Origin of the sequence: Bradyrhizobium sp. (assembly GCF_004799445.1) — a bacterium.
Taxonomy (GTDB): Bacteria; Pseudomonadota; Alphaproteobacteria; order Rhizobiales; family Xanthobacteraceae; genus Bradyrhizobium.
Window position 1 is genome coordinate 72,923 of record NZ_SSNA01000055.1, and the last position, 24,413, is coordinate 97,335.

At 61.0% G+C, this 24,413-nt stretch carries 20 protein-coding genes and 2 pseudogenes; 11 read left to right on the forward strand and 11 right to left on the reverse strand.

The features are described from left to right. Window positions 1–87 precede the first annotated feature (87 nt). From E8A46_RS06025 to E8A46_RS06035, 3 genes are all read left to right on the forward strand, one after another. On the forward strand, window positions 88–711 hold the full coding sequence (locus E8A46_RS06025; RefSeq protein ID WP_291558680.1) for a hypothetical protein: 624 nt from the start codon (window positions 88–90) through the stop codon (window positions 709–711). A 114-nt stretch (window positions 712–825) separates the two neighbouring features. Beyond that, a complete protein-coding gene (locus E8A46_RS06030) occupies window positions 826–1,848 on the forward strand; it encodes an NADP-dependent oxidoreductase (RefSeq protein ID WP_291558682.1) in 1,023 nt (340 codons plus the stop codon). 167 nt (window positions 1,849–2,015) lie between these two features. Next, complete coding sequence (locus tag E8A46_RS06035) at window positions 2,016–3,416, forward strand: MFS transporter (RefSeq protein ID WP_291558684.1); 1,401 nt, start codon at window positions 2,016–2,018, stop codon at window positions 3,414–3,416. Between the two features lie 31 nt (window positions 3,417–3,447). Here E8A46_RS06035 and E8A46_RS06040 read toward each other — a convergent pair whose 3' ends face one another. The 3 genes from E8A46_RS06040 to E8A46_RS06050 all read right to left on the reverse strand — a co-directional run bounded on the left by E8A46_RS06040 (window position 3,448) and on the right by E8A46_RS06050 (window position 6,284). Continuing rightward, entirely contained in the window at window positions 3,448–4,359 is a 912-nt protein-coding gene (locus tag E8A46_RS06040; protein ID WP_291558686.1) for a tetratricopeptide repeat protein, read from the reverse strand. A 245-nt stretch (window positions 4,360–4,604) separates the two neighbouring features. Beyond that, on the reverse strand, window positions 4,605–5,405 hold the full coding sequence (locus E8A46_RS06045; protein ID WP_291558688.1) for an SDR family NAD(P)-dependent oxidoreductase: 801 nt from the start codon (window positions 5,403–5,405) through the stop codon (window positions 4,605–4,607). A 174-nt stretch (window positions 5,406–5,579) separates the two neighbouring features. Continuing rightward, window positions 5,580–6,284: an acriflavin resistance protein gene (locus E8A46_RS06050; RefSeq protein ID WP_363251177.1), complete on the reverse strand. Its 705-nt coding sequence runs from the start codon at window positions 6,282–6,284 to the stop codon at window positions 5,580–5,582. Between the two features lie 190 nt (window positions 6,285–6,474). Between E8A46_RS06050 and E8A46_RS06055 the strand changes: the two genes are divergently transcribed. Together E8A46_RS06055 and E8A46_RS06060 are read left to right on the forward strand one after the other, a co-directional pair. Further along, window positions 6,475–6,897 (forward strand): MAPEG family protein, encoded by a 423-nt coding sequence (locus E8A46_RS06055; RefSeq protein ID WP_291558690.1) that lies wholly within the window; start codon window positions 6,475–6,477, stop codon window positions 6,895–6,897. Between the two features lie 32 nt (window positions 6,898–6,929). Next, a complete protein-coding gene (locus E8A46_RS06060; protein ID WP_291558692.1) occupies window positions 6,930–8,234 on the forward strand; it encodes an RsmB/NOP family class I SAM-dependent RNA methyltransferase in 1,305 nt (434 codons plus the stop codon). A gap of 461 nt (window positions 8,235–8,695) precedes the next feature. Here E8A46_RS06060 and E8A46_RS06065 read toward each other — a convergent pair whose 3' ends face one another. Beyond that, window positions 8,696–9,073 carry a nuclear transport factor 2 family protein gene (locus tag E8A46_RS06065; protein WP_291558694.1) on the reverse strand — a complete coding sequence of 126 codons (378 nt, stop codon included), beginning with the start codon at window positions 9,071–9,073 and terminating at the stop codon, window positions 8,696–8,698. A 127-nt stretch (window positions 9,074–9,200) separates the two neighbouring features. On the opposite strand from E8A46_RS06065, the gene guaA reads away from it, so the two are divergent. The 5 genes and pseudogenes from guaA to E8A46_RS06090 form a co-directional block, all read left to right on the forward strand. Then, window positions 9,201–10,811: a glutamine-hydrolyzing GMP synthase gene (gene guaA, locus E8A46_RS06070; RefSeq protein ID WP_291558696.1), complete on the forward strand. Its 1,611-nt coding sequence runs from the start codon at window positions 9,201–9,203 to the stop codon at window positions 10,809–10,811. Window positions 10,812–10,964: 153 nt separating this feature from the next. After that, window positions 10,965–12,641: an SIR2 family protein gene (locus E8A46_RS06075; RefSeq protein WP_291558698.1), complete on the forward strand. Its 1,677-nt coding sequence runs from the start codon at window positions 10,965–10,967 to the stop codon at window positions 12,639–12,641. 648 nt (window positions 12,642–13,289) lie between these two features. Further along, window positions 13,290–13,760, forward strand: coding sequence for a hypothetical protein (locus E8A46_RS06080; RefSeq protein ID WP_291558700.1), 471 nt, complete (start codon window positions 13,290–13,292; stop codon window positions 13,758–13,760). Window positions 13,761–13,788: 28 nt separating this feature from the next. Continuing rightward, complete coding sequence (locus tag E8A46_RS06085; protein ID WP_291558702.1) at window positions 13,789–15,492, forward strand: SEC-C metal-binding domain-containing protein; 1,704 nt, start codon at window positions 13,789–13,791, stop codon at window positions 15,490–15,492. Window positions 15,493–15,520: 28 nt separating this feature from the next. Then, a pseudogene (locus E8A46_RS06090) lies at window positions 15,521–15,757 on the forward strand (MFS transporter); the annotation flags it as partial. 711 nt (window positions 15,758–16,468) lie between these two features. Here the strand turns inward: E8A46_RS06090 and E8A46_RS06095 are convergent. The 6 genes from E8A46_RS06095 to E8A46_RS06120 all read right to left on the reverse strand — a co-directional run bounded on the left by E8A46_RS06095 (window position 16,469) and on the right by E8A46_RS06120 (window position 21,214). Beyond that, the gene (locus E8A46_RS06095) at window positions 16,469–17,320 is read right to left on the reverse strand and encodes a hypothetical protein (RefSeq protein ID WP_291558704.1); all 852 of its coding nucleotides are present in this window, start codon (window positions 17,318–17,320) and stop codon (window positions 16,469–16,471) included. 198 nt (window positions 17,321–17,518) lie between these two features. Continuing rightward, window positions 17,519–18,583, reverse strand: coding sequence for a 2-dehydropantoate 2-reductase N-terminal domain-containing protein (locus E8A46_RS06100; RefSeq protein WP_291558705.1), 1,065 nt, complete (start codon window positions 18,581–18,583; stop codon window positions 17,519–17,521). Between the two features lie 144 nt (window positions 18,584–18,727). Continuing rightward, complete coding sequence (locus E8A46_RS06105; RefSeq protein WP_291558707.1) at window positions 18,728–19,225, reverse strand: peptide deformylase; 498 nt, start codon at window positions 19,223–19,225, stop codon at window positions 18,728–18,730. Window positions 19,226–19,472: 247 nt separating this feature from the next. Further along, complete coding sequence (locus tag E8A46_RS06110; protein WP_291558709.1) at window positions 19,473–19,643, reverse strand: hypothetical protein; 171 nt, start codon at window positions 19,641–19,643, stop codon at window positions 19,473–19,475. Between the two features lie 131 nt (window positions 19,644–19,774). After that, window positions 19,775–19,951, reverse strand: a complete 177-nt coding sequence (locus tag E8A46_RS06115; protein WP_291558711.1) for a hypothetical protein — start codon at window positions 19,949–19,951, stop codon at window positions 19,775–19,777. A 156-nt stretch (window positions 19,952–20,107) separates the two neighbouring features. Next, window positions 20,108–21,214, reverse strand: a complete 1,107-nt coding sequence (locus E8A46_RS06120; RefSeq protein ID WP_291558713.1) for a LuxR C-terminal-related transcriptional regulator — start codon at window positions 21,212–21,214, stop codon at window positions 20,108–20,110. 190 nt (window positions 21,215–21,404) lie between these two features. Here E8A46_RS06120 and fusA point away from each other — a divergent pair. Further along, window positions 21,405–22,277: pseudogene (gene fusA / locus E8A46_RS06125) on the forward strand (elongation factor G); the annotation flags it as partial. A gap of 142 nt (window positions 22,278–22,419) precedes the next feature. Here fusA and E8A46_RS06130 read toward each other — a convergent pair. Beyond that, window positions 22,420–24,210: an adenylate/guanylate cyclase domain-containing protein gene (locus E8A46_RS06130; RefSeq protein WP_291558715.1), complete on the reverse strand. Its 1,791-nt coding sequence runs from the start codon at window positions 24,208–24,210 to the stop codon at window positions 22,420–22,422. Window positions 24,211–24,413 lie beyond the last annotated feature (203 nt).

Sequence of the window (24,413 nt, forward strand, 5' to 3'; positions counted from 1 at the left end):
GATTGCCGCTTTGCGGCGGAATTGAAGTTCCCGCCGCGGCCTGCACGAGATTCACCTCAACACAATTCAGAAAAGAAGTTGGTTCCTATGGTCGATTGGTCGGACGAAAGAATATCGGCGCTTTCAGATCAGGATCTGAAAAACCTGCTCGTCAATGCGGAACGGAAATCCGTCGCCGACTTGATCGCGCAGTGCAAGGCCGAGATGGAAAAGCGCGACGCCTTGAAGCCTCGCAAGGCCGCCAAGCCGCGCACCGAACTGAAGGAATTCGAACACGCGATGTCGGGACAACTTGCCGCGGTCGGCAAGGCGATGGCTGAGAAATACGATCTGTCGGAAGAAACCGCGAAGGCAAGGTCGGTGGGCGTGAAGGGCTTCAAGGCGCACCGGCTACTGGACGCCAAGGGCTACGCCAAGCTCGGCGGCATGCAGCGCGACGGTTCGGTCGCGGTCGACCGCTATATCTCCTACCGGCGCGGCAAGGACATCGTCTCGCTCAGCGTCTTCCTGCTGAAGGACCAGCCGGTCGAAGCCCACGAATTTCAGGTGATCGCGCCGTTGGCCCTGCTCGAAGGTGGCAAACCGGTCGCCGAGATTCGCCCGACGGCGACCGCGGCGCAGAAGCAGTCGGCGGACGGCGGGCTCGCGTTCAAGGATCTGCCGAGCGCCGCGCTGGCGTTCGACGCGGCGTTGGCGAAAATCACGGCTTAAACCCGGAACCGTCATTGCGAGGAGCGAAGCGACGAAGCAATCCATTCTTGTTGTGGCAATGGATTGCTTCGCTGCGCTCGCAATGACGAAAAAAGGCAATTGGAGAGGGAAACCATGTCCCAGGCAAAGCGCGTCGTTCTGGTCTCTCGCCCCGTCGGTGAGCCCAAGGCCTCTGACTTCCGTATCGAGGAATATGCGCCACCCACGCCCGGCGAGGGCCAGGTCCTGCTGCGCACCATCTGGCTGTCGCTCGATCCCTATATGCGCGGGCGGATGAGCGATGCCCCGTCCTATGCCGCGCCGGTGCCGATCGGCGGGGTGATGGAGGGCGGCACGGTGTGCGAGGTGATCGCCTCGAACAATCCGGGCTTTGCCAAGGGCGACATCGTGGTTTCGCACACCGGTTGGCAAACGCACGCGCTGTCCGACGGCAAGAATTTGCGCAAGGTCGATCCGAAGCTCGGACCGGTCTCGACCGCGCTGGGCGTGCTCGGCATGCCCGGCATGACCGCCTATACCGGCCTGCTCGATATCGGCAAGCCGCAACCCGGCGAAACCGTCGTGGTTGCGGCGGCTTCCGGCGCGGTCGGCTCGGCGGTCGGCCAGATCGCCAGGATCAAGGGCGCGCGCGCCGTCGGCATCGCGGGCGGTAAAGACAAATGCGAATACGTCAGACGCGACCTCGGCTTCGACGATTGCCTCGATCATCGCGATCCCGATCTCGCCGCGAAGCTGAAGCAGGCCTGCCCGAAGGGGATCGACGTCTATTTCGAGAATGTCGGCGGCGCGGTGTTCGAGGCGGTGTTTCCGCTGCTCAATGCGTTCGCGCGTGTACCGGTGTGCGGTCTGATCGCACACTACAACGACACCGAAGCATCCATGCCGAAATGGGCATCATCGATGATGCGCGCGGTGCTGACCAAGCGCCTGACGATCAGGGGCTTCATCGTCAGCGATTTCGCCGCGCGTCATGCGGATTTCCTGCGCGACATGTCGCAATGGGTGCGCGAGGGCAAGGTCAGGCATCGCGAATTCATCACCGAAGGGCTGGACAACGCGCCCGGCGCGTTCATGGGGCTGCTCAAGGGCGCCAATTTCGGCAAGCAACTGGTGCGCGTCGGGCCTGACTCAGCGTGAGCCGGGCCCGATAGAGCTTGGCCGGCGTGGGCCCGTAGACGCAAGCCTTCAAGGCTGAAACGTCGCATATGCATCATGCAAGATAGCGTCTGTGGATGGCGCTCTATCCATAGTACATCCGGCTTGACGGCGGGACGCCCCGCTACCTGACTGGAGCGCTCTGCAGGATGTTGAAGGATCCAAACGCGACAAAGGGAGCTTTCCCACTCGCGATCGACGGGTTGCCGGCGGAACGCAGGCGGTGGGCGGTAGCCGCGATCTTTACCGCGCTGGCGATGGCCTCGCTGGATACCGCCATCGCCAACATCGCACTTCCCGCCATCGCTGCCGACCTTCACGTCAGCCCGGCGGATGTGGTCTGGGTGGTCAATGTGTATCAGATCGCGCTGGTCGCCACGTTGTTGCCGCTCGGCGCGCTCGGCGAAATCGTCGGCCACGAGCGAATCTATCTCGGCGGCCTATTGCTGTTCACGCTGGCGTCGCTGGGATGTGCGCTGGCGTGGTCGTTGCCGAGCCTGCTGACCGCCCGCGCGCTGCAGGGGCTCGGCGCCAGCGGAATCATGAGCGTGAATTCGGCGCTGATCCGCTACGTCTATCCGAGCCGCATCCTGGGCCGCGGTTTTGGCCATAACGCGCTGGTGGTCGCGACCGCCTTCACGCTCGGGCCGACGGTCGCCTCCGGCATCCTGGCGATGGGGCCGTGGCCCTGGCTGTTCGCGGTCAACATTCCCTTCGGCCTGGTTGCCATTGCAATCGGCCTGAAGACCTTGCCGCATCCGCCCCGGGCCGTGCATGCCTTCGATTTCCCGGGCGCGATGCTGGCGGCGAGCTGCCTCGGTCTGTTTATTCTCGGCATCGGAAGTGCCGCGCATAAGGCATGGCCCGGCCTGGTGTCGATGGAGCTGATCGCCGCGATCCTGTTGGGCTGGCTCTTGATCCGCAGGCACGCCGATCATCCGGCGCCGATGCTGCCGATCGACCTGTTTCGCCGGCCGGTGTTCGCGCTGTCGGCGGCCACCTCCGTCTGCGCGTTTGCGGTCCAGGGACTGGCGTTCGTTTCGCTGCCGTTCTACTTCGAGGACATCCTGATGCGGACGCAGGTGGAGACCGGCTTCTTCATGACGCCGTGGCCGCTGGTGGTCGCGATCATGGCGCCGATCGGCGGCCGGCTGTCCGACCGTTATCCCGCCGGCATTCTCGGCGGCATTGGACTGGTGTTGCTGGGTCTGGGCATGGTGCTGCTGGCGACGCTTCCGGTGAACCCGGGCATCGCCAATATCGTCTGGCGCATGGTGATCTGCGGGTTCGGATTTGGCTTCTTTCAGACGCCGAACATCAAGACGCTGATGTCGAGCGCGCCACCGCATCGCAGCGGCGGCGCCAGCGGCATCGTCGCCACCGCGCGCCTGACCGGACAAACCATCGGTGCTGCGCTGGCGGCGCTGTGCTTCGGCCTCGCCGGCCGCGACGGCGCCACGCTGGCGCTGGCGCTCGGCGCGGGATTTGCCGCGGTCGGCAGCGTGATGAGCTTTTTGCGCCTGGCGGTGTCGCCGCCGCGCGGCGGCTAGACAACTGTAAATTTTGGTGGGCAGTGCGGATTTATTTTTCTCGGCGTTCAATTGTCAATACGGGATGCGGCCTCCACTCGCGCGCCAACCTTTCCGCCTCCGTGATTTGCGCGCTCGTCATAAGCGCCATAAGCCTGTCTCGTTGTTCTAACGCCGTGTATTTCGACGTATCGACCAGCTTGATGCCAAGCGGGTCAGGTGGCTTTGTATCGCCAAACGCTGCGGCCAAAGTGAACCACATGAGCGCCCGGACATAATCCTGATTCGTGCCGCGACCTGACGCATACATGGCCCCGATATTGTACTGCGGACTGTGTATCCAGGTGTCGCCGGGTCGCTCATAAATCTTGTTCGCCGCACGTCGGTACCATCGAAATGCCTCGGCATCGTCCTGTGCAACGTAAAGGCCATGTTCGTAAGCGACGCCAATAACATTTTCCGCGTAGGAAGAGCTTTGATCCGCAGCGATGTGATACCACTTAAAGGCTTCGCGAAAATCTTGCAGCACGCCGAGTCCCAGAATATAGGTATCCGCTAGATTGTTTTGGGCTACGACCAAGCCCTGATCCGCAGCAAGACGAAACCATTTCACCGCCTCGGCTTCGTTTCGCTCGACACCCCAGCCTCGTTGATACAACATCCCAACGTCGTGCTGCGCGTCCGGCAACCCCTTGTCCGCTGCAATTCGCATCCACCTCATTCCCAAAGCGTAGTCCTGCGGGACGCCCCGGCCTTTGATGTACATGATCCCGAGAAGGCGCTCGGCATCGGTGTTGTCTTGATCTGCCAAGGTCCCGAGTAATCGAAGGGCAGTTACGTAGTCGCCAATAGTGACCGCCGCCTGCGCGTCCTCGAGCGGGCCTGCGTTAACAGGAAGGACAGACGCCAAGGTCCATAGAGTGACGGCAAACGATATGAATGGATTTCTGAACACGACGACCATTTCGGGTTCTTATCTGTCTGAAAACTATGTTGGCTTAAAATGGTGCGTCAATAGCCGACATCCGGGCTGGCTCGGCGTATGGACTTGTTCAAGCATTGCAGCGAACCTCGTCGAAAATGCAGCGTTGCATGAGTCCGTTGATGGCACATCGCGTCATTTCGCTGCGGGTACGGAATGTGGTCGCTGGGTATAGCGGACATTGGTCCGAGCCCGCATCAATCAAGCTCGATTTATGACTACGCGTGCTAACCGCGCCGCACGCTGGCGCCGCCGTCCACCGGCAGCGTCACGCCCGTGACAAAACTCGCCTCGTCGGAGGCCAAGAACAGCGCGGCGTTGGCGACGTCCCAGCCGGTGCCCATCTTGTGGCGCAGCGGCACCTTGGCGTCGCGCTCGGCCTCGACTTCGGCGCGGCTCTTGTTGAAGGCGCGGGCGCGGGTATCGACCGCCATCGGCGTATTCATCAATCCCGGCAGGATGACGTTGGCGCGGATGCCGTATTCGGCGTTCTGGTAGGCGAGCTGTTGGGTGAAGGCGATCATCGCCGCCTTGGTCGCCTTGTAGGCGACGTAAGGGTAGCTGGTGATCGCCGCCATCGAGGAGATGTTGATGATGGCGCCGCTCATCTGCCGGCGCATGATAGGGATCACATATCTCGCCGCGAAAATGCAGCTCTTGAGATTGATCGCCACGCAGCGGTCGATCGCCTCCTCGGTGATGTCGAGCAGTTCGGCGTCGCCGCCGGCAAGGCTGACGCCGACATTGTTGTGCAGGATGTCGATGCGGCCCCAGCGGGCATGGGCGTCGGCCACCATCGCCTTGAGTTCGGTCTCTCTGGTGACGTCGGCCTTGAAGGCCGCCGCGGCGCCTCCGTTGGCGGCGATCAGGTCGACCGTCGCTTGCGCCGAAGCGAGATCGCGATCGACGCACAGCACGGACGCGCCTTCGCGCGCAAACGTCAGCGCGGTGGCGCGGCCGTTGCCGATGCCTTCGCCCGGGCTCTGCCCGGCGCCGACCACGATGGCGACGCGATCTTGCAGGCGCATGTCGTTTCACTCCCGAAAATTGGGTACTGGTTCAGTACCTCTTGGTTGGCGGGCGGGCAGGGCATCATGCCCGGTGCGCCCGTCCTGCAGCGTGCCCGCGCGTCCGGCGGCGCGCAAGGTGCGGGCATGATTTGCCCGATGTTGGAACGATCAAGTTCGAAGGATCGGGGAAAATTACAGCACGCGGTAGCGGATCGCGAAGGCGTCATTGGGTCCGCTGCCCGGGCGATCGCCGGGTGCCACGACGCGATCGGCCAGATGCCACGGCCCGAACTGATCGGAGTGCGACGGGCTGGCGGCGAGCCGCAGCTTGAACTGGTACTGGGCCGGGCCCGGCAGATTCAGGATCATGACGCGGTCGGTGGCGCGAAACTCCAGCGCCACCGAGCCCCTCAGCACGCTGCGGCCATCGCCGTCGGACGACAACCCGCCTTCGAGGTGGGCGAGGGTCTGGTTCCTGTCGGTATGCAGCTCGACCTGGGTCTCGGCCAGGGCGGCCGCCGCCTGCGGCAGCCGAATTTCAAACTCGACCGCGGGGCTGGCCGGATTGATGCCGAGATAGGCGAACGCGGCGTGCCGTAAATCGTAGGCGACGAAGGCGAGGAGGCCGAGCACGAGGGCGAGCGCGAGGCCGTGCCGGATGATGTCCCTGGCGCTGCGATAGCCCGTCCGGAAATAGACGGTCAGCGCGATGCCGACCGCCATCGCGGCCGCGACGCCCGCGAGCCCCGATATCAAGAGGCCGAATGCGCCGTCCGGGCTGTCGTCCGGGAACAGTCCGACTGCTTCCGCCAGCGTGCTGAGGAACGCGGTGACGGAATCGAAGGCGCCCCCGGCCATCGCGGTTGACCCCTTCAGAAGGGAGGATGCAAGGTCCATCGCAGCGTCTCGCGCGGGGTCGGGATCGATTGGGTTACCGGAATTGACAGGCCCGCTTTTGGGTTGGTCTCGGCAGCGATGATGCTGGTTCAACGCTTTCGGTTGGCCGGAAGGCTGCCCTGCCTGATTTATTGTCAGCCGGACGCCCGGCCGCTATAGCGGGGGGCGCGCGCATTCAGGGGGAGTTTCGATGTCGGTTCCAACGGTTTTACTGCCGGTCTTTGTCCTGATCGGGCTCACTTTCGCACTAATGCTCTGGATGGCCGGTGCCCGCAGAAACGCGCTGGTCAGCCGCGAGACCACGGTCAAGGATATCGTGCTCGGACAGCCGAACTGGCCGGTCCGCGCCACCCAGATCGGCAATTGCTTCAAGAACCAGTTCGAACTGCCTGTGCTGTTTTACATTTTGATCGCGCTGGCGCTTCCGCTGCGCCACGCGGATTACCTGATCGTCGTGCTGTCCTGGGTGTTTGTGGTGACGCGCCTGGTGCATGCCGGGGTATTCGTGAGTTCCAACGATCTGAACCGGCGTTCGCTGGCGTGGTTCGCCGGCGTCGTGGTGCTGCTCATCATGTGGGTCTATTTCGCGCTGAAGATTCTGTTGTTGATCTGAGCGCGCCTTCCTTCTCGAACCGAAAGTTTTGAATGACTCCCGCAGCCCGCCTTTCCGCGGCCATCGAGCTCATCGATACCATCGATGCCCAGCGCATTCCGGCGGCGAAGGCGCTGAAGGAGTGGGGCACCGCGCATCGCTTTGCCGGCTCGGGCGACCGCGCCGCGATCTCGGGCCTGCTCTGGGACGTGCTGCGGCGGCGGGCCTCGAGCGCCTGGATCATGGACGCGGATACGGCGCGCGCGCGCCTGCTGGGCATGCTGAAACTCGAGCGCAAGCTCGATGCCGAGCAGATCGCGGCATTGTGCGACGGCGGGCGTTTCGCGCCGGCGCCGCTGACCGACGCCGAGCGCGCCGCGCTCACCTCGCGTTCGCTCGCCGATGCGCCGGCGCCGATCGCCGGCGATTATCCGGACTGGCTCGACGGATACCTCATGCAGGTGTTCGGCGATGACCGCGTCGCAGAGGCAACCGCAATGGCGAGCCGGGCGCCGCTCGACCTGCGCGTCAATACCCTGAAGGCGATGCGCGAGAAGGTGCTGGCGTCGACCGCGCATTTGGGAACGATGCCGACGCCATGGTCGCCGATCGGCTTGCGCATTGACCTGGCCGCCGATGCCCGCAATCCCGGCATCCATGCCGAGGAAGATTTCATCAAGGGCAATATCGAGGTGCAGGACGAAGGCTCGCAGCTCGCCGCGCTGTTGTCGGCGGCAAAACCCGGCGAGCAGGTGATCGATCTCTGCGCCGGCGCCGGCGGCAAGACCCTGGCGCTGGCCGCGATGATGCAGGGCAAGGGCCGGCTCATTGCCACAGATCACGACAAGCGGCAGCTGGCGCCGATCTACGAGCGGCTGTCGCGCGCCGGCGTGCACAATTGCGACGTGCGGACGCCGAAGGGGCCGAACGATACCTTGAGCGACATTCATGCCTCCGCCGATCTGGTGCTGATCGACGCGCCCTGCACGGGAACCGGCACCTGGCGGCGCAACCCCGACGCCAAGTGGCGGATGCGGCCGGGCGCGCTCGAGGTCCGTCTGAAGGACCAGGTCGAAGTGCTTGATCGCGCCGCCGCATTGGTAAAACCGGGCGGGCGGATCGCCTATATCACCTGCTCGGTGTTGCCGCCGGAAAACGGCGACCAGATCCGCCAGTTTCTCGTCCGCCATCCCGATTTTGCCGTGGTGCCGCCCGCCCAAACCATGACCGTGCTCTGGGACAAAGCCGAGGATTTCGCCGCCGCGACGCTGCAATCGGCCGAGGGGCTATTGATGACGCCGCGCCGCACCGGAACGGACGGGTTTTTCGTCTCGGTGCTGAAGAGGCAGGCGGGCTGAACCCAGTCGTCATTGCGAGGAGCCAACGGGTCGCGCGAATGCGCGCCCGATGACAGGCTCCGCGACGAAGCAATCCAGCTCTCCTCGCAAAAAAAGGCGTGGATTGCTTCGCTTCGCTCGCAATGACGGCTGATGGAAGGTCAGAGCTGCGACCCGCCCGCAATCGCCTTCTCCCCTCCCTCCGCGCGCGTTAGCGCGTGGCGGGGTCGAGACGAGCGAAGCTCGCTCTTAGGGGTCGGGGGTGGGGGGTCTAGCGGCAAACTCGTTGAAAGCGGCGTTCGCGGCGCGACCCCCCACCCTTGATCCCTCCCCGCCGCTTCGCGGGGGGAGGGAAAAAAAGGAGCACTTGCGACGAAGCAATCCATGTATCGGCGCAAAAGAAGGGATGGATTGCGTCGCGGAGCCTGTCATCGGGCGCGCATTCGCGCGACCCGTTGGCTCCTCGCAATGACGGATGGGGTTCAACGCGCGAGATGATTGGCGGAGCCCTGGGTGATCTTGCCTTGCGCATCCAGCCGCAGATATTCGCAGATCTTCACGCCGTTCTCGTTCTGGTAGAAGACAACGATGCTGTCGGGGCTGACATAGGTATCGATCAGCTCAAAATGCAGGTTGGGCGCAAGCTGCTGAAGGGCTTTCCCCCAATACATCCGAAGCTTGGCCTTGCCACGTAACGTTCCGCTGGAATCGAAACCCAGCGCCCGGATCTTGTCCGAGGTCATCTCGCAATCGTCGGCATAAAGCGTGAGAACGTGTTCCAGATCGCGTGAATTCCAGGCCGCAATCCATTGCCGCCCCAAGGCGGCCAAATGCGCGGCGTCGTGATGCTCATGCTGCATGGTTTCCTCCTGGCGTTCTTAGGTCAATAATACTGACCTGTTTTTGATGTGTCCATGCCTGCAGAAGGATGTGGGCCAGCAGTTTTGTGCGGTTGCGAGGCCGCCGCCCGTCGCGTACTTCCTTGCCATGACAGCAGCACAGCCAGCCCGCGAGCAGAGCGCCAAGGTGGCCTCGGCGCATGACAAGATTCTGATTGTCGATTTCGGCAGTCAGGTGACGCAACTGATCGCGCGCAGGGTGCGCGAGGAGGGCGTCTATTCCGAAATAGTGCCGTTCCAGAAGGCGGAAGCGGCGTTTTTGGCCATGAAGCCGAAGGCCGTCATCCTCTCCGGCGGCCCTGAATCGGTGCATGAGGCGGGCTCGCCGCGCGCGCCGCAGGCGATCTTCGATTCCGGCGTGCCCGTGCTCGGCATCTGCTACGGCCAGATGACCATGGCGGCCCAGCTCGGCGGCGAGGTCGAGGGCGGCCACGCCAGAGAATTCGGCCGCGCTGATGTCGAGGTCAAGGCCGACAGCCGGCTGTTCGATGCCTGCTGGTCGACCGGCGAAAAGCATCCGGTCTGGATGAGCCATGGCGACCGCATCACCAAAATGCCGCCGGGCTTTGCGGTGGCCGGGGTTTCCGCCAATGCACCATTCGCCGTGATCCAGGACGAGAAGCGCCGGTATTACGGGCTGATGTTCCATCCCGAGGTGGTGCATACGCCGGACGGGGCAAAACTGATCCGCAATTTCGTCCGCAAGGTCGCCGGCCTCACCGGCGACTGGACCATGCGTGCCTTCCGCGAGGAAGCGATCGAGAAGATCCGCGCCCAGGTCGGCAAGGGCAGGGTGATCTGCGGTCTCTCCGGCGGCGTCGATTCGGCGGTGGCAGCGGTGTTGATCCACGAGGCGATCGGCGACCAGCTCACCTGCGTGTTCGTCGATCACGGCCTGTTGCGGCTCAAGGAAGCCGAGACCGTGGTCGACCTGTTCCGGCATCACTACAACATCCCGCTGGTTCACGTTGATGCGTCGAAGCAATTTCTGGGGGAACTCGCCGGCGTCAGCGATCCCGAACAAAAGCGCAAGACCATCGGCCGGCTGTTCATCGATGTGTTCGACGTCGAAGCGAAGAAGATCGCAAAAAAAGGCGAAGGACCGGCGGAGTTTTTGGCGCAGGGCACGCTGTACCCCGACGTGATCGAGAGCGTCTCCTTCACCGGCGGCCCCTCGGTGACCATCAAGTCGCACCACAATGTCGGCGGTCTCCCGGCGCGCATGAAGATGAAGCTGGTCGAGCCGTTGCGCGAATTGTTCAAGGACGAGGTGCGCGTGCTGGGGCGCGAACTCGGCCTGCCCGAAATCTTCGTCGGCCGGCATCCGTTCCCCGGCCCGGGTCTCGCGATCCGCTGCCCCGGCGAGATCACACCGGAAAAACTCGAGATCCTGCGCAATGCGGACGCCGTCTACATCGACCAGATCCGCAAGGCCGGCCTCTACGACACGATCTGGCAGGCGTTTGCGGTGCTGCTGCCGGTCAAGACCGTCGGCGTGATGGGCGACGGGCGCACCTACGAATATGTCGTGGGCCTGCGCGCGGTGACCTCGACCGACGGCATGACCGCTGATTTTTATCCGTTCGACATGAAATTCCTGGGCGAAACCGCGACCCGCATCATCAACGAGGTCAAGGGCGTCAATCGGGTGGTTTATGACGTGACGTCAAAGCCGCCGGGCACGATCGAGTGGGAGTGAGCGAGGGGACGGTGCGGCTGCTCGCGGGCGCGAATTTGAAGCCGAGGTGCGAAATTCCTGCGCTCGGCCGGCTTTGATGCGACATCAAACGCAGACGGCGAAGCTGCGACAACCTCTGAAATTGCCTATAGAATACTGAGCTAAGGCAAGTTGATGACGCTCGCCACACTCAAAGCGCTCGCAGCAGATGGGCAGCTCACCGTCCTAGCCGGGGCCGGTATCTCACATGATCCGCCGAGCTGCCTGCCTTTGGCCCGAGAGCTATTGCGCGGCGCAGCCGAAGCCGTTTCCGCTCCCCTAGAAAAGCGCCTGCAGTCGGCCGTGATAGCGGCGGCCGAAGCTCTGCGCCCAGAGACATTTGCCGAGATACTGCTCGGCATTGTGGGACCTAAAGCGTTGGGATTTCTGTCGGTGCTCGCCTCCGACAGTCCAAATGCAAACCACAAAGCGCTTGCCGCCGCGCTCAAGAATGGGGGTGTTATAGCAACTACCAATTTCGACACACTGATTGAGCAGGCCGCAGCTCAAGTGCAAGTGCCAATTCACGTTGTGGTTTCGACTGAGCGATTGAAATTGCGCAGCGCACGAATTTACAAACTTCATGGTACCCTGACCGAGTGCGGCGGCCTGGAGCGATTGGCGCTTTCCTCGGGCCAAGTCGCCCGCAGACGGACCGGCGCTCTTAGAAAACTTCTTCAGGCCTTATTCCGCGACAGCACAGTCCTTGTCGTGGGGTACAGCGGAATGGATGATTTCGATATCAATCCATTGTTGGCGTCCCTTCCTCGTGGAACTGGGCGGGTCGTCTGGATTGATCACGTTGGTGGAGCGTCCTTGCCCCGAGAATTGGAACCGCTCGACCGTTTCACGGCCCCATTGGAGTTGAAGGGTGCGGCTGCCCTTTTGACGCAAGCGGATGTGTTTCTTCGTACCGATACGACTAAGGTTCTGTCCTACCTGTTCGGCCAGCCGCAATTCGCAGCTGAATCAAGAGCAGGAGGTCCGCGCGACAATGATGAGTTATGGCGGAGATGGGCCCAGGCGCTCAAAGCTTCGCCTTTCTTGGTCTGTGGCCATATCTGTTTGGCGGCTGGCGACCCGAGAACGGCGCTGCAGCTCTTCACCACCGTTGCGCGTCCCAGTGACGGGACATTGAGCGAGAGGGTTCGCTTCATGCTTGGAGCGGCCGCCTCTCTGCGCCGGCTTGGTCGGCCGGTGGCTGCGCTCAAGTACGGGCAGCGCGCGGTGGCTCTTGCCAACCAGCTGGGTTCGCCAGCTCTAGAGGCCGAGGCTGCGAAGATCGTTGGCCAACAGCTACGAGTTATGAGCCGATGGCGCGACGCAGCGCACACCTATCTGCTGGCGTTGCGCCGCCTTCGAAACTGGCCTCGATATCGCGCTCAACAAGAGGAGCTTACTAACGCCTTAGCCATAGCCTTAGATAAGCTCGGGAAGTCGCGTTCCGCATTCCGATTGCTAGAGCCGGTTGCTGTGCGGGCACGTCAGGGCGGGCGGCTGGATTTTGCTAGTCGGGCGTTCAATAACCTCGGCCTACAGGCGTCCAACCTGAACGACCATCCCGCGGCTGAAGCACATTTGGAAGAGAGCTTGCGCCTCAAGCGCTTGCTGAGCATGCCGTCCGGCATCGGCAACACGCTACATAATCTTGCCTGGCTCGCGCTCAGAACTGAGCGGATTAGCCACGCCCGCTGCAGGGCAATTGAAAGCATTCGCGCTAAGCAACGCTCCGGGTCAGACCGCCACGGCATTGCGCAGTCGATGTCGCTTTTGGCCCAGGCCCACCTTCGGCTTGGTCGAGGTCGCGCGTAGCTAAGCGTTATGCTTTGGCAGCATACGGGCCGCTCCTGGAAGCCCGCGATAAGTTCGGCGCTGCCGAAGCGGCTCTAGCAATGGCACTGTCGGAGAACAAAGATCAGCGAGCAAAATGGCGCAGACGCGCCTCGGCGCTCGCCAATGCGCTTCCGCTCACCCCGGAAGTCGCTCGGCTAAAGGACGCAATTATGCGCGGCTCATTTCATTTGGTCGGGGAGAGCTCGCAACGGTTCCACGCTCCGTCAACGTCCCTTTAGGTGTCCCCGCATTCGGCCACAAGGAGCCGAAGCCAAGCCGGCTGCGAATCGCGGAGCGGTGACATCGACCGACGGCATGACCGCAGATTGAGACGCGATTGCGACTCCGTTTTAACGTGAAATTGGATTAGGCTTTCCGCTAGAATTGCAGCTCGTAGCTCGCAGGGCGCAATAGCGAAGCGTATTGCGCCACCGTGCAGGGATTGGAGGACTACCGCCCTGCCAGTCCACCTTCGCGCTACACTGGTGGCGTCGTCGACGTGTCGGGAATTTTTCAGGAGCGGAGAATGACGCCGACGCGATGGCCACCATGCAGAAAGCGGAAGGGCAGGTCGTCGCTATATGGGAGTAAATCATCATCGAGTCCCTTCGGTCAGCGTCGGCTTCGATGATGAAGACTGACGAGGGGGCCGTGGCTAAGGGAGATATCGTCATTCGCAGCGAGCAGGAAGTCTTTGGCGAACTGGATGCCCTGTGTGGCTCGCCGGGCTACATACATGTGCTGGCCTACCTCTCCTACCGCGATAACCTAATCTCCTATGATGGCCAAATGACCAACGAGGATATGGCCGCCTCATATGTGCCCGAGCGAACGATCAGGACCGAGTTCTCGACACTCATGGGCTTGATGTTGAAACACCCGATTGATTTCAGCGTTCCGACGCCACCTGATATGCAGGAGCTTGTCGATAAGACGGAAGGCCTTCTAGGCGAGTTACACTCCTGTTTGAATGAGCCCATGTTTGAAGGGATCAAGCAGACGGTGACAGCCCAGCAGGGGGGGCCCCCCAATCGCCGAGACCGCCAGCCTTTTTCAGCGCGGCGACGTACTAAGGGAGCCGATCTTTTACGGCGGTGAATCGGCCTACAGCTTCCAGTATCGCGATTTGGCGCTCGACCGCTACGCCAAGGACGATGATTGGCTGTATACCAACAAGGGCTTTCGTATCGCCGATGGCCACTCTATGGCGAGGGCGCTCACGCAACTTCTGAATCGGAAGATGCTTGAGACGATCGAGGGCATGAGGTACCTGCATCCGTCGCATTGGACTGCACTACCGGGGTTCACCTTCTCGTGCGATGAAATTGCTACAGAAGCAGGTGTCACTCCCGAATTGGCGTCTGCCGTCCTCGCCGCATTTACCGCACCCGAATCGCCGACGAACAGGAATTTTACCTCATTGGGCGATTTCAATATCGCCAATGCCTTACCAATACTGCGGTGCCCGTCTGGCGATTATATATCGCTGCAGGCATACGGCGTCGTTGAAGCCTTGTATGACTCCCCATTTTACTGGATGGCCGCTGACAAGTCTTACAAGGACATTGCCTTCGCTAATCGGGGCGCATTCACCGAAGCCTTCGTGGCGAGGCGGCTTACCACAATCTTTGGTGCCGAAAACGTCTATTGCAATGTAAACATTTTTGGCAAAGGCCGCCACATCGGCGAGATCGACGTGTTGGTGCTGTTCGCGGACCGCGCGGTCGTGATCCAGTGCAAATCCAAGAAGCTGACTTTAGAGGCGCGCAAAGGCAATGACCTTCAGCTGCGCGACGACTTCAAGAAGTCGGTACAGGATGCTTACGATCAAGCGTACCTTTGTGCGATATCACTGAGTAATCCAGCTCTCGAGTTTATCGGTGAACATGGAGGCAAAATCAACCTCCCGACACTACGTGAGATTTACCCGGTTTGCGTGGTCTCCGATCATTATCCGGCATTGGCCGTGCAGACGCGCGAGTTCCTAAAATACGAGACGGACGAGACAATCCAAGTTCCACTTATCGCGGACGTGTTTTTGATCGATGTGCTCGCGGAGATGCTGCCCAGCCCGTTGCGGTTGCTGAGCTACATCAACCGACGCGTCAACTATGGCGAGCGCGTAGCCTCGATCAATGAATTGACCATCCTGGCGTACCATCTTCGCCAGAACCTCTGGATCGACGACAAAACCGATATGGTCATGCTCGCGGAGGAGATCGCAGTCGAACTCGACACAGCCATGACGGTCCGGCGCGAAGGCATAGAGGGGCCGAGGACCCCCAACGGCATCCTTACTCGATTGGATGGGACGTTGGTCGGGCGGATGCTTAGAGCAATCGAAAATCGCGCCGAGGCTGCCTTAGTGGACCTTGGTTTCATGCTCCTGACTCTTGGCGACGAGTCGCTCGACGACCTGAACAGGGGGCTCAAGGAAATCGCCCAGCGGACAAGAAAAGATGGCGAACTCCATGATTTCACGCTTAGTTTCGAAAAGGGTAACACAGGTCTCACCGTTCATTGCGGATCACTCCCCAACGTGGTGGCAGCTAAGACACTGGCGGCACATTGTCAGCGAAGAAAATACGTGTGCCGCGCCGATAGTTGGTTCGGCCTTGTCGTCCGGGCGGATGACGGTCTCCCCAAGTTTGGGCTCAATCTTCGCTTCCCCTGGAAACAGGATGACGTGATGGACGAAGCTACCAAGGGTATGGCGCGTGTCGGAACACTGCGTCGCGGCGCCTCTATGTTCAAGTCCCGCAGCATTGGACGCAATGAACTCTGTCCCTGCGGGAGCGGCAAGAAGTTCAAAAAATGCTGCATCGGGTAAATCATCGGCTGTCGGCTCCAGACCACGAATGACCACTTCCCGCTATCGCTGGGTGATCGTCGCGGCCGGGGGCCCGCTCGGCTGTTTCGCGATCGGCGGCATGTTTTCGTTGCCCGTGTTCCTGCAACCGATCGCGCGGGATACCGGCTGGTCGGTCACCGGCGTGTCCAGAGCCATGACGATCGCCTTCCTCGCCATGGCATTCACCAGCATGATCTGGGGCACCTTGTCCGACTGGTTCGGGCCGCTGCCAGTGGTGCTGACGGAACTACGGTGACAGTGCACTAAACTTGCCGAAGACTGTACCCCAAAGCTGCATTCTTTTCCCGCCTACATGCAATCCACGGCCGCCACGGCAAGGGGCGCTGTGGATTGTTTCGCTTCGCTCGCAATGACGAATGAGCGTTGTCGCATGCGACCAATCGACCCGACGGGCAAATCACCAAAAGTCTGTCCAGCCTTTGCTGCAAAAATATTTCGCTTTCGCCGTCGGGCAAATCACTGATTTGAATCCGCGCGTCTCACGGCGGATGAGGGGCGGGTCGCGATCGTCACGAACGTTGCGGTGAGATGCGGTGGACGCTGATGTCACGAAGACGAACGTGGCCGAGGCGGACGGCGAAGTCGTGTGGTCCTGACGCCCCGACGCTGGCGTCAAGTGTGCGAATTCGTTCGCATGCGACGGTGGCAAGAAAGCCCGGTCACCGGGGAGAGCGCGTTATAAGCCGTAAAACCATTGCGCAGGGAAGGCCGGATTGCCTCCGCTGAACCTGTATGCTCGTGTGCGTTTTCTTGTTGCCATTTGCACGCGAGACCGCGGGTGCAGCGCGCACCCGGCTTTCCCTGCGCCCTCTGTCTATCGAGGGTGAAAGGTTACGCAAACCTCGGGCATCTCATGCCGCGAGAATGCGGACCCATGCCCTCGTGCTGTTTGACAATTTAAAATCAGAAGACGGCCATCCCCAGCGTCGGGCGCTCATGCCAACGCGGAGAACGTCGATCCGGGTGAGCTGACCCGGGTCGATTGTGCGGACACCGACGCCGCCGATTGCTCCACGCTGATCTGGCCAGTTGCATAATTGACCAGGAACGTGATCGACGATGACTGGGCGCTCACCGAGCTTGTCGAGATCGAGCCGGTTGACGGCGAGGATATCGAAGCGCTGCTTGCCGTGGCTGTGTTCCGCGTGATCGTGATGGCGTCCAAGGCCTCATTGTTGTTGTTGGGAATGCCGGCGCCGATCCCGACACCAGCAGTCGCCCCGCTGCCACCGGCGGCTCCGTCACTCGGCCCGAAATGCTTGTCGAAGGCTTGAACGCCGTTTCCACTCAGCTCGATCCCGTAAAACTGCGTGCTGGCATTGGTATCGAGCGTCAAGGTGTAGCCGTCGATGGTCACGCTGTTCGACAGGCTCTTGGTGGGCGTAAATGGCTGGAACGGCTGCGGCTGATTGGCGTCGGCGAGCGCGTTGATCTGCGCCACGATCGCCTCGACCTTCGAGCCCGTTATTGGCGGTGTGCCGGTGGTGCTGGTGTCGTTGGTCGCGGTTGTCGTGGCGCCGGTACCGTCGCTGTTGACGCGGTGGGCCTCGACATAGGCTCGCAGATTGTCGGCCGCGGTCTGATCGGACTGGGCCCTGGCGGCGGCCGCCGCCTTCGCCTGATCGGATAGGGTGATGAAGGTTGCGGGACCACTCGATGTCGTGCTGGGCGAGGCCGCAGAATTCGGGCTCGCGGCGACAGGGGTCGGGGTTGCGTCAGAGCCGCCGGAAATCAGCTGAGCCAGCGAGGCGCCGATCGACGGCGGAGTTGCAGAAATCGTTGTCAAAGGGACCTCCGCAAGTTGCGCCTTTCGTAGATACGACCTTGCTGGATGTAAGTTAAGAATGCCTGAATTCAGCGGCGCAAGAGCCGCCGGGTCGCGCGAATGCGCGCCCGATGACAGGCTCGGCGTCTTGCGACGTCGTGCAAGGGTCGGTGGATTGCGCTTCGCTCATCCATCCCGCGCGCTGCCGTGGGCCGCCGGTCACACTGGGCTGGAACCACCCGCCACGATCTTCTCGTTCAGTTTGTGATCCACGATCTCGACCGTGCGGTCGATCTCGGCATTGGGCATGCCGAGCTGCTGGGCGATCAGCTTCACCAGCAGGTCGACCCGCTCGATGAAGGGGGCGCCGCTGGCCACCGCGCGGGCCGCCGAGGAGGGTTTGAGCAGGCTTTCCGCCGCCTTGGCATATTTTTCGAAGGGAACCTGGTCCTTCGGGTCGGCGCCGAGGCGCCGGGCGATGGCGTCGACATGGTCGTAGATCGACTGCGAGAGCTTCAGATCGCTGTGCACGGCGTCGCGGATCGAGCGCGGTTCGTGCAGCGTGATGCAGCGGTAATTCCCGGTCAGCAACATCGACCATTTGGCCAGCGGCACGAACAGCGAATCGAACACCTTGAGTTTTACGGGAACGTCCAGCCCATCGAGTTTCACCGCGTCGATGTCGGCTTCCAGCTCGCGAAGCAGCAAATTGTGTTTCTCGTCTTCGAAAACCGACGCCTTGAAGTTCGTGGCGAGGCCGACATGAAGCACATTCGCCGCCTCTTCCGGCGGACGGAAGGCCTGCGGATCGGGCGAGCACAGCGTCACCAGGCCCGGCTTGAACCGTTCCCAGATCTGGGCATTGGTGTAGGCCTCCTCCAGATCCATGTCCGCCAGCGCCGGAATCCGCTTGAGATAGGGCAGCGGCGGCATGTTCATGATCGACAGACACGGCAGCTTCGCCGCGGCGATCTTGATCATCAGCACCCGGATCGTATGGTTGGTGTATTGCGGTTCCTGCATCGCCAGACCCACCAGATCATACCGCGAAACGTCGACGTCGCCGGGCGTCACCGCGTCGAGTTTGCCGGGCAGATTGCGGGAGAAGATTGCCCGGTGCATCGCCTCGTCGCGCAGCTTGATGCGAACCTGGGTGCCGTCGCGGTTGATGAGTTCCGCCGTATTCTTGCGGCAAACCAGCGTCACGTTGTGACCCGCCATCAACAGCTTGGTCGCCAGCAATGAGCCATACGAGGCTCCCAGGATCAGAATGTTGCGCGCCATAATTTTATGCTCCACCGATTAGCTAACGCGCCCCGCCGCAGGCTGAAAAATTTCCTGCCGGGATCCACCTCGGTGCCTAGCGCAAATCGATAGGCATGACAATCACATCGCGAGTTCCGATGTCATCTCGGCCCCGCCTTCGTCTCAACCCCGCGACAGCTTCTCGAAGCGCTTGATGAGCCGCTCGCGCTTGAGGCGGGACAGCCGCTGAAGCCAGAACACGCCGTTCAGCTGATCGATCTCATGCTGGTGGCAGACGGCGCGCAGACCCTCCGATTCTTCGGCCTGCAGGTTGCCGTGGAGATCGCGATAGCTGATCCGGACGCGCGTATGGCGCGTGACGTCGTCGTTGACGCCGGGCATCGAGACGCTGCCTTCCTGATGCAGGATCATCTCGGGCGAGGCCCAGATGATCTCCGGATTAACATAGGTTCGCGCGCCATCGACCGGATCGAGGTCGAGCACCACGACCCGCAGGGAAATGCCGATATGCGGCGCGGTGATCCCGATGCCGGGCGCGGCGTGCATCGTCTCGAGCAGGTCGCTGGCCAGTTCGCGCAGCGCGCCGTCAAACACGGTCACAGGCTGCGCTGCGCGCGCAAGGCGAGGGTCGGGATAGCGGACAATTGGATGGATGGGCATGATCTCTGTGATTGATGTCCGCGATGCAGGCTCCGTGGTCCGGCTTGGGTGCTTGAATCATCTCCAAACTGATGCTTTGGATCGGACAGCGGGCATTCCGAGATTACCCCGGGACCGGACGTTACGCAGACATGCCAAAATCGACGCGAATAACCCCGAGTGGATGTTGTGCCACGCGAACTTCGTCCGCGAGGCCGTAACGGAGGCCCGGATGCCTGCCATCACGCTACCAACAAACGGGTCACGGCTATTCGGAATTGGGAGCATCTGTTTCAATGAGACGTTGCCATACGATCGCCAAAAGGCGGTAGGATTCAGCCACATCAGCGTAGCGCTTTTTTAATGCCGGTTCGCTGGTCGATCTTGCCAGCTCATCGAACTCGGCGGCCTTCTCCAGATATTCGGCGACGCTGCGCATGTCCTCGCCCCCAGCGCAAAGCAACGCCCATAATAAGTGGAGCGGGATTAACTATGGTATGGCTTAATAATGAGCAGTGAGAGGAATTAAGGGGTAACCCGCTAGGATCGCACCTGGGGCCGACAAACGGGTTACGGCTGTTCGGGCTTGAGAGCACCTGTTTCAATGAGCCGTTGCAGCTCGCTGGCCAAGAGGCGGTAGCATTCAGCCACGTGAGCGTAGCGTGTTCTGAGGGTCAATTCGGAGCTCGATCTCGCCAGTTCATCGAACTCGGCTGCCGTTTCCAAATATTCGGCGACGCTGCGCATGTCGTTATCCCCTAGCACCAAGCAACGCGTATCCTAAACGAAAAGCCCGGCGGGAGCGCCGGGCAGATCGCAGTATGGCTAACGGGTGCCAACAATTTAAGTAAGAAGGTAAAGCGCCGCGCGGGAGCCGTCTGTTCACTTTGAAACTCAGGGGAACTACGGATGTAAATCTTTTCCCTTAACCATCTCGCCGTGTTGGGAGGTCGCTAATGTCCGCTTTGGTATCCGGGGAACTTGATTTTCCATGGGCGGGCTGGAGGTCTCATTTTGCGAGATAGCAAGCGCTGCGAGTGCAGTCCGGTTGCGGATTTCCAACTTCTCATAAATGTGATGCAGATGCACCTTGATGGTACCGTCGCTAATATTCAGTCGACGGCCAATTTCCTTGTTCGACAAGCCTTCGGACACCAGGCACATGATCTGGCGCTCTCGGTCAGTTAATACCGTCAGCGCATTCTCCGTGCCCGCGCTTTGCTCCCGAGATACCCCATCAGAGGAAGGCAGCGGGAACAGTCTCTGTCCATCCGCGACCTGCTGCAATGACTTCACCAGAAATTCCAGCGCCGCATCCTTCAGAATAACGCCGTAAGCACCGGCCGCGGTTGACTTGACCAACTCGCTGTCTTCAACAGATGCGGTGAAAAAAACCAACCTCGTGGAAAAACCCTCAAAGTTGACGATGCTGAGAATTTCCAACCCGGTCAGGCCAGGCATTGCGACGTCGAGAATGGCGATATCCGGCCTTAGACTCCGAATTGCTTCGATGCAGCTTATACCGTCACTGCAACACGCAACAAGTTTGAAGTTATGTTGCGCCCCGAGCACCTTCTTCAAACCCTCCACAACCACTGGACAGCGGTCTGCAATCAACACATTAATACAACGCATGAGCGGCCCCTCAGTTATCTCAAACCCGCTTTGATGAAGCTCTAGATTCTCCTTTTGTTGATCGTTGGTGGCGATGGTGACCGGTGTTTGTTTCGGGCCGGCTTCGCAGGCCACCAAAGTGACTTCTTGGAAGAAGAAAACGGTTTCGTCGGAACCCGTCCCGTGAAACCACTTCACGCGCCCGTGAGCAAGTCCGCTCCGCCAACGCAGGCAAATGCCGACGTGCGGCGCGGTGATCCCGATACCGGGTGCTGCGTGCATCGTCTCGAGCAGGTCGCTGGCGAGCTCGCGCAGCGCGTCGTCAAACACGGTCACGGGCTGCGCCGGGAGCGCCAAGCGGGGGTCGGGATAGCGGAGAATTGGACGGATGGGCATGACTGTCGTAGGTCGGTAACGTGTCCGGGCCGTTGCCGGCTATCGTAGCTCGTAGGTAGCATATTGCGCTACCGCACAAAGACTGGTGGATTACGCTTCGCTAATCCACCCTACGCGCTTGGAACAATCGAGCGGGAGTGAGCCGGAGAACGCCATGGCTTCGTCTGACGACCGGCTGCCACCGGGTGGGCTTATCGAGATCGCGATCGAGCCGAAGTTCAAGGCCGACCAGGAAAAGCTCAGCGCTGCGCTAACGGAACTCGCTGCAGAGGATCCTACATTCGGCTCTTCCACCGATCCGGAATCCGGTCAGACCATCCTCAGGGGCGCGGGCGAATTGCATCTCGACAGCAAGGTCAGCCTGCTGCGCCGCACCTACAAGGTTGACACCAATGTCGGCGCGCCACAGGTGGCGTTCCGCGAACGCGTCACCAGGCGGGTTGAGCACAGTTATACCCACAAGAAGCAGACCGGCGGTACCGGCCAGTTCGCGGCGATAACGATCATCGTTGAACCCAACGAGCCCGGTAAAGGGTACGAGTTCGAATCCAAGATCGTTGGCGGTGCGGTGCCCGACCGATTTATCCCCGCCATCGAAACGGGCGTTCGCAGCGTTCTGGCCTCCGGCGTCGTTGCGGGTTTCCCGGTCGTAGACGTCAAGGTGCAACTCGTCGACGGCAAATACCACGACATCGACTCGACGGAGCTCGCCTTCGAAATCGCGGCGCGCGCCTGCTTTCGTCAAGCGCTGCAGGAGGGCAGGTCGGTGCTGCTCGAGCCGGTTATGAGGGTCGAGGTGACGACACCGATGGATTACATCGGCGCCGTCACCGCCGATTTGAAATTGCGACGCGGCGAGATGCAGGGGCAGGGGGTACGTGGCAACGCCAACGTCATCACCGCAATCGTGCCGCTCATGAACATGTTCGGTTACGTGAATGACCTGCGCGAGACCAGCCGTGGCCGCGCCACCTTTACGATGCAGTTCGATCACTCTGCGGTGGCGCCTCCTGACGACGATAACGATCCGCCATTTCCGCCGGCGATCGGAATGCGAGGCTGACGCCGTCATCGCCTCGGGCGCCTACAGCTTGCAGCTCGTAGGGCGCAATAGCGTAGCGTATTGCGCCATCGTGCAACGATCGGTGGATTACGCTTCGCCAATCCACCCTACGCGCTACGCTCTGCGGGCATTCTTCGACCGCTCACCCTTCGGGCAATCCCGCGAGGCGCATACCCTCAATGGTGCGCTCACGCTGAGCAAGGAATGTTGGATTACTGCTGGCAACACCCGCGCGGAACCGCTGGAGCGTGAAGTTCGGATCGAACGTTAGTGCTGTTTGCGCTGCGGCTCGCGCCTCGTCCAACGAGCCGAGCAGCGCTAGGCCAGCGGCTAGATGAAAATGAGACAAAGGCAAATTGCGATTAGCCTCTATGCTGCGGCGCAGCCATACGACTGCTTCCCCATCGGCGGCAAGCAACAACTTCGCGGCACCGACAAATGCCATCCAACGAAAAGCGAAGATATCGCGGGGAGAAAGCCGAAGCGCCTCAAGAATGTGGGCTTCGGTTTCCGCGGCACGACCCAAATACATCTTGCCCCAACCGATAATGGCGTGAGCGTCGGCCAAATTCCGATCCAACGCCAGAGCTTGCTCGCATTCGGATATTCCTTGAGCTGTGCGGTTTGTAAGAATGTAGACGAGGCCCAAAGCCATATGGGCCAAGGCGTATTCCGAGGCGAGAGAAATAGCTTTGGTCGCGGCCGCTTCGGCCGCCGCAAAGCGCGCAGCACGGTCGTCGGTGAGAAAGCTGCCGCCAATTGCCGCATCGACGAGTGCAGCTCCCGCCAGCGCCACGGCATTGAGGGGATCGAGCACCAACGCACGCGCGAAAAACCTCTGAGCATTCGCCATATATTCTGGGGTCATTCCCCTGTTCACGTTTGCTCTGCCTTGGAAATACGCGTCCATTGAACTGGGGTGAGGCGAACTTTCCGCTCGCCGAGCCTCGGCGGCCATCAGCCTTGCGTCGAGAGCGTTGGCGAGCCGCGACACAATTTCGTCCTGCATATCGAAAAGGTCGGCAATGGGTTTATCAAAGCGGTCGGCCCAAAGATGATTGCCGGTTTCGGCGTCGATGAGCTGTACGTTGATGCGGAGCCGATTGCCGCCGCGTTGTACTGAACCTTCAAGCACATAGCGGACATTCAATTCACGACCGATTCGCTTCACATCGATCGCAGTGCCCTTGAAGGTAAATGCGGTGTTGCGCGCGATGACGAACGCGCCAGCCATACTGGACAGGTCTGTGGTCAGGCTTTCGGTCACCCCGTCGACGAAGTAGTCTTGCTCGGGGTCGCCGCCTATATTCGCAAACGGTAGAACCACGATGGACAGACGCGACGCAGAGGCTAAATGCGGCGTCGTGCGACCTTTTTGCGTTCCAGCGACATCACCGTCTTGGACCATGGCATAGGCCCGTACGGGAAGAGCGATGTTCTTGAGGTTCTGCTCGCCAAGATCGGTAAACTCGACCGCGACCTTGCCGCGAACCTGATCGTAGGCTGACGAAGAGATACAGATGCCGCCGGGTTCGGCTATGCCTTCGAGCCGGGCCGCAATGTTGACGCCATCGCCGAAGATATCATGCACGTCGACGATTATGTCGCCGATGTTGATGCCAACACGGAAACTAAGGCGTTTGTCTTCAGCCTCTCCAATTGTAAGCTCAAGGATCCGAGTCTGGAATAGCATAGCGGCCCGAACCGCCTCAACCGCACTCGGAAACTCCGCCAAGAACCCGTCCCCGGTGTTCTTCACGATGCGGCCGCCATGTTCGGTGATCGCTGGGGCGACGGCGTTCGCCAGGAGCACCGTCAGGTTGGCATGCGTAGCCTCTTCGTCACTATGCATAAGCCGCGAATAGCCAGCTACGTCGGCGGCCAATATCGCCGATAACCTACGCTCGAACCGGCCTGGCTGCTTTTGAACCATCGCAAGCAAATCCCAACTGGAATAGGTTGTACGCTAAATCCAACTTGGGGCCAACACATCGTCAACGGCAGGTAGGGCTTACGTCCGGTTTTGGCCTTTTCGGACCTCGTGCGATGTCCGACTTGAGTCCGGAATGCGCGCCAAAACGGACATCCGCCGACCACTCTGAATTATGGGTTCTCACCATTACGCTATATGGCTAA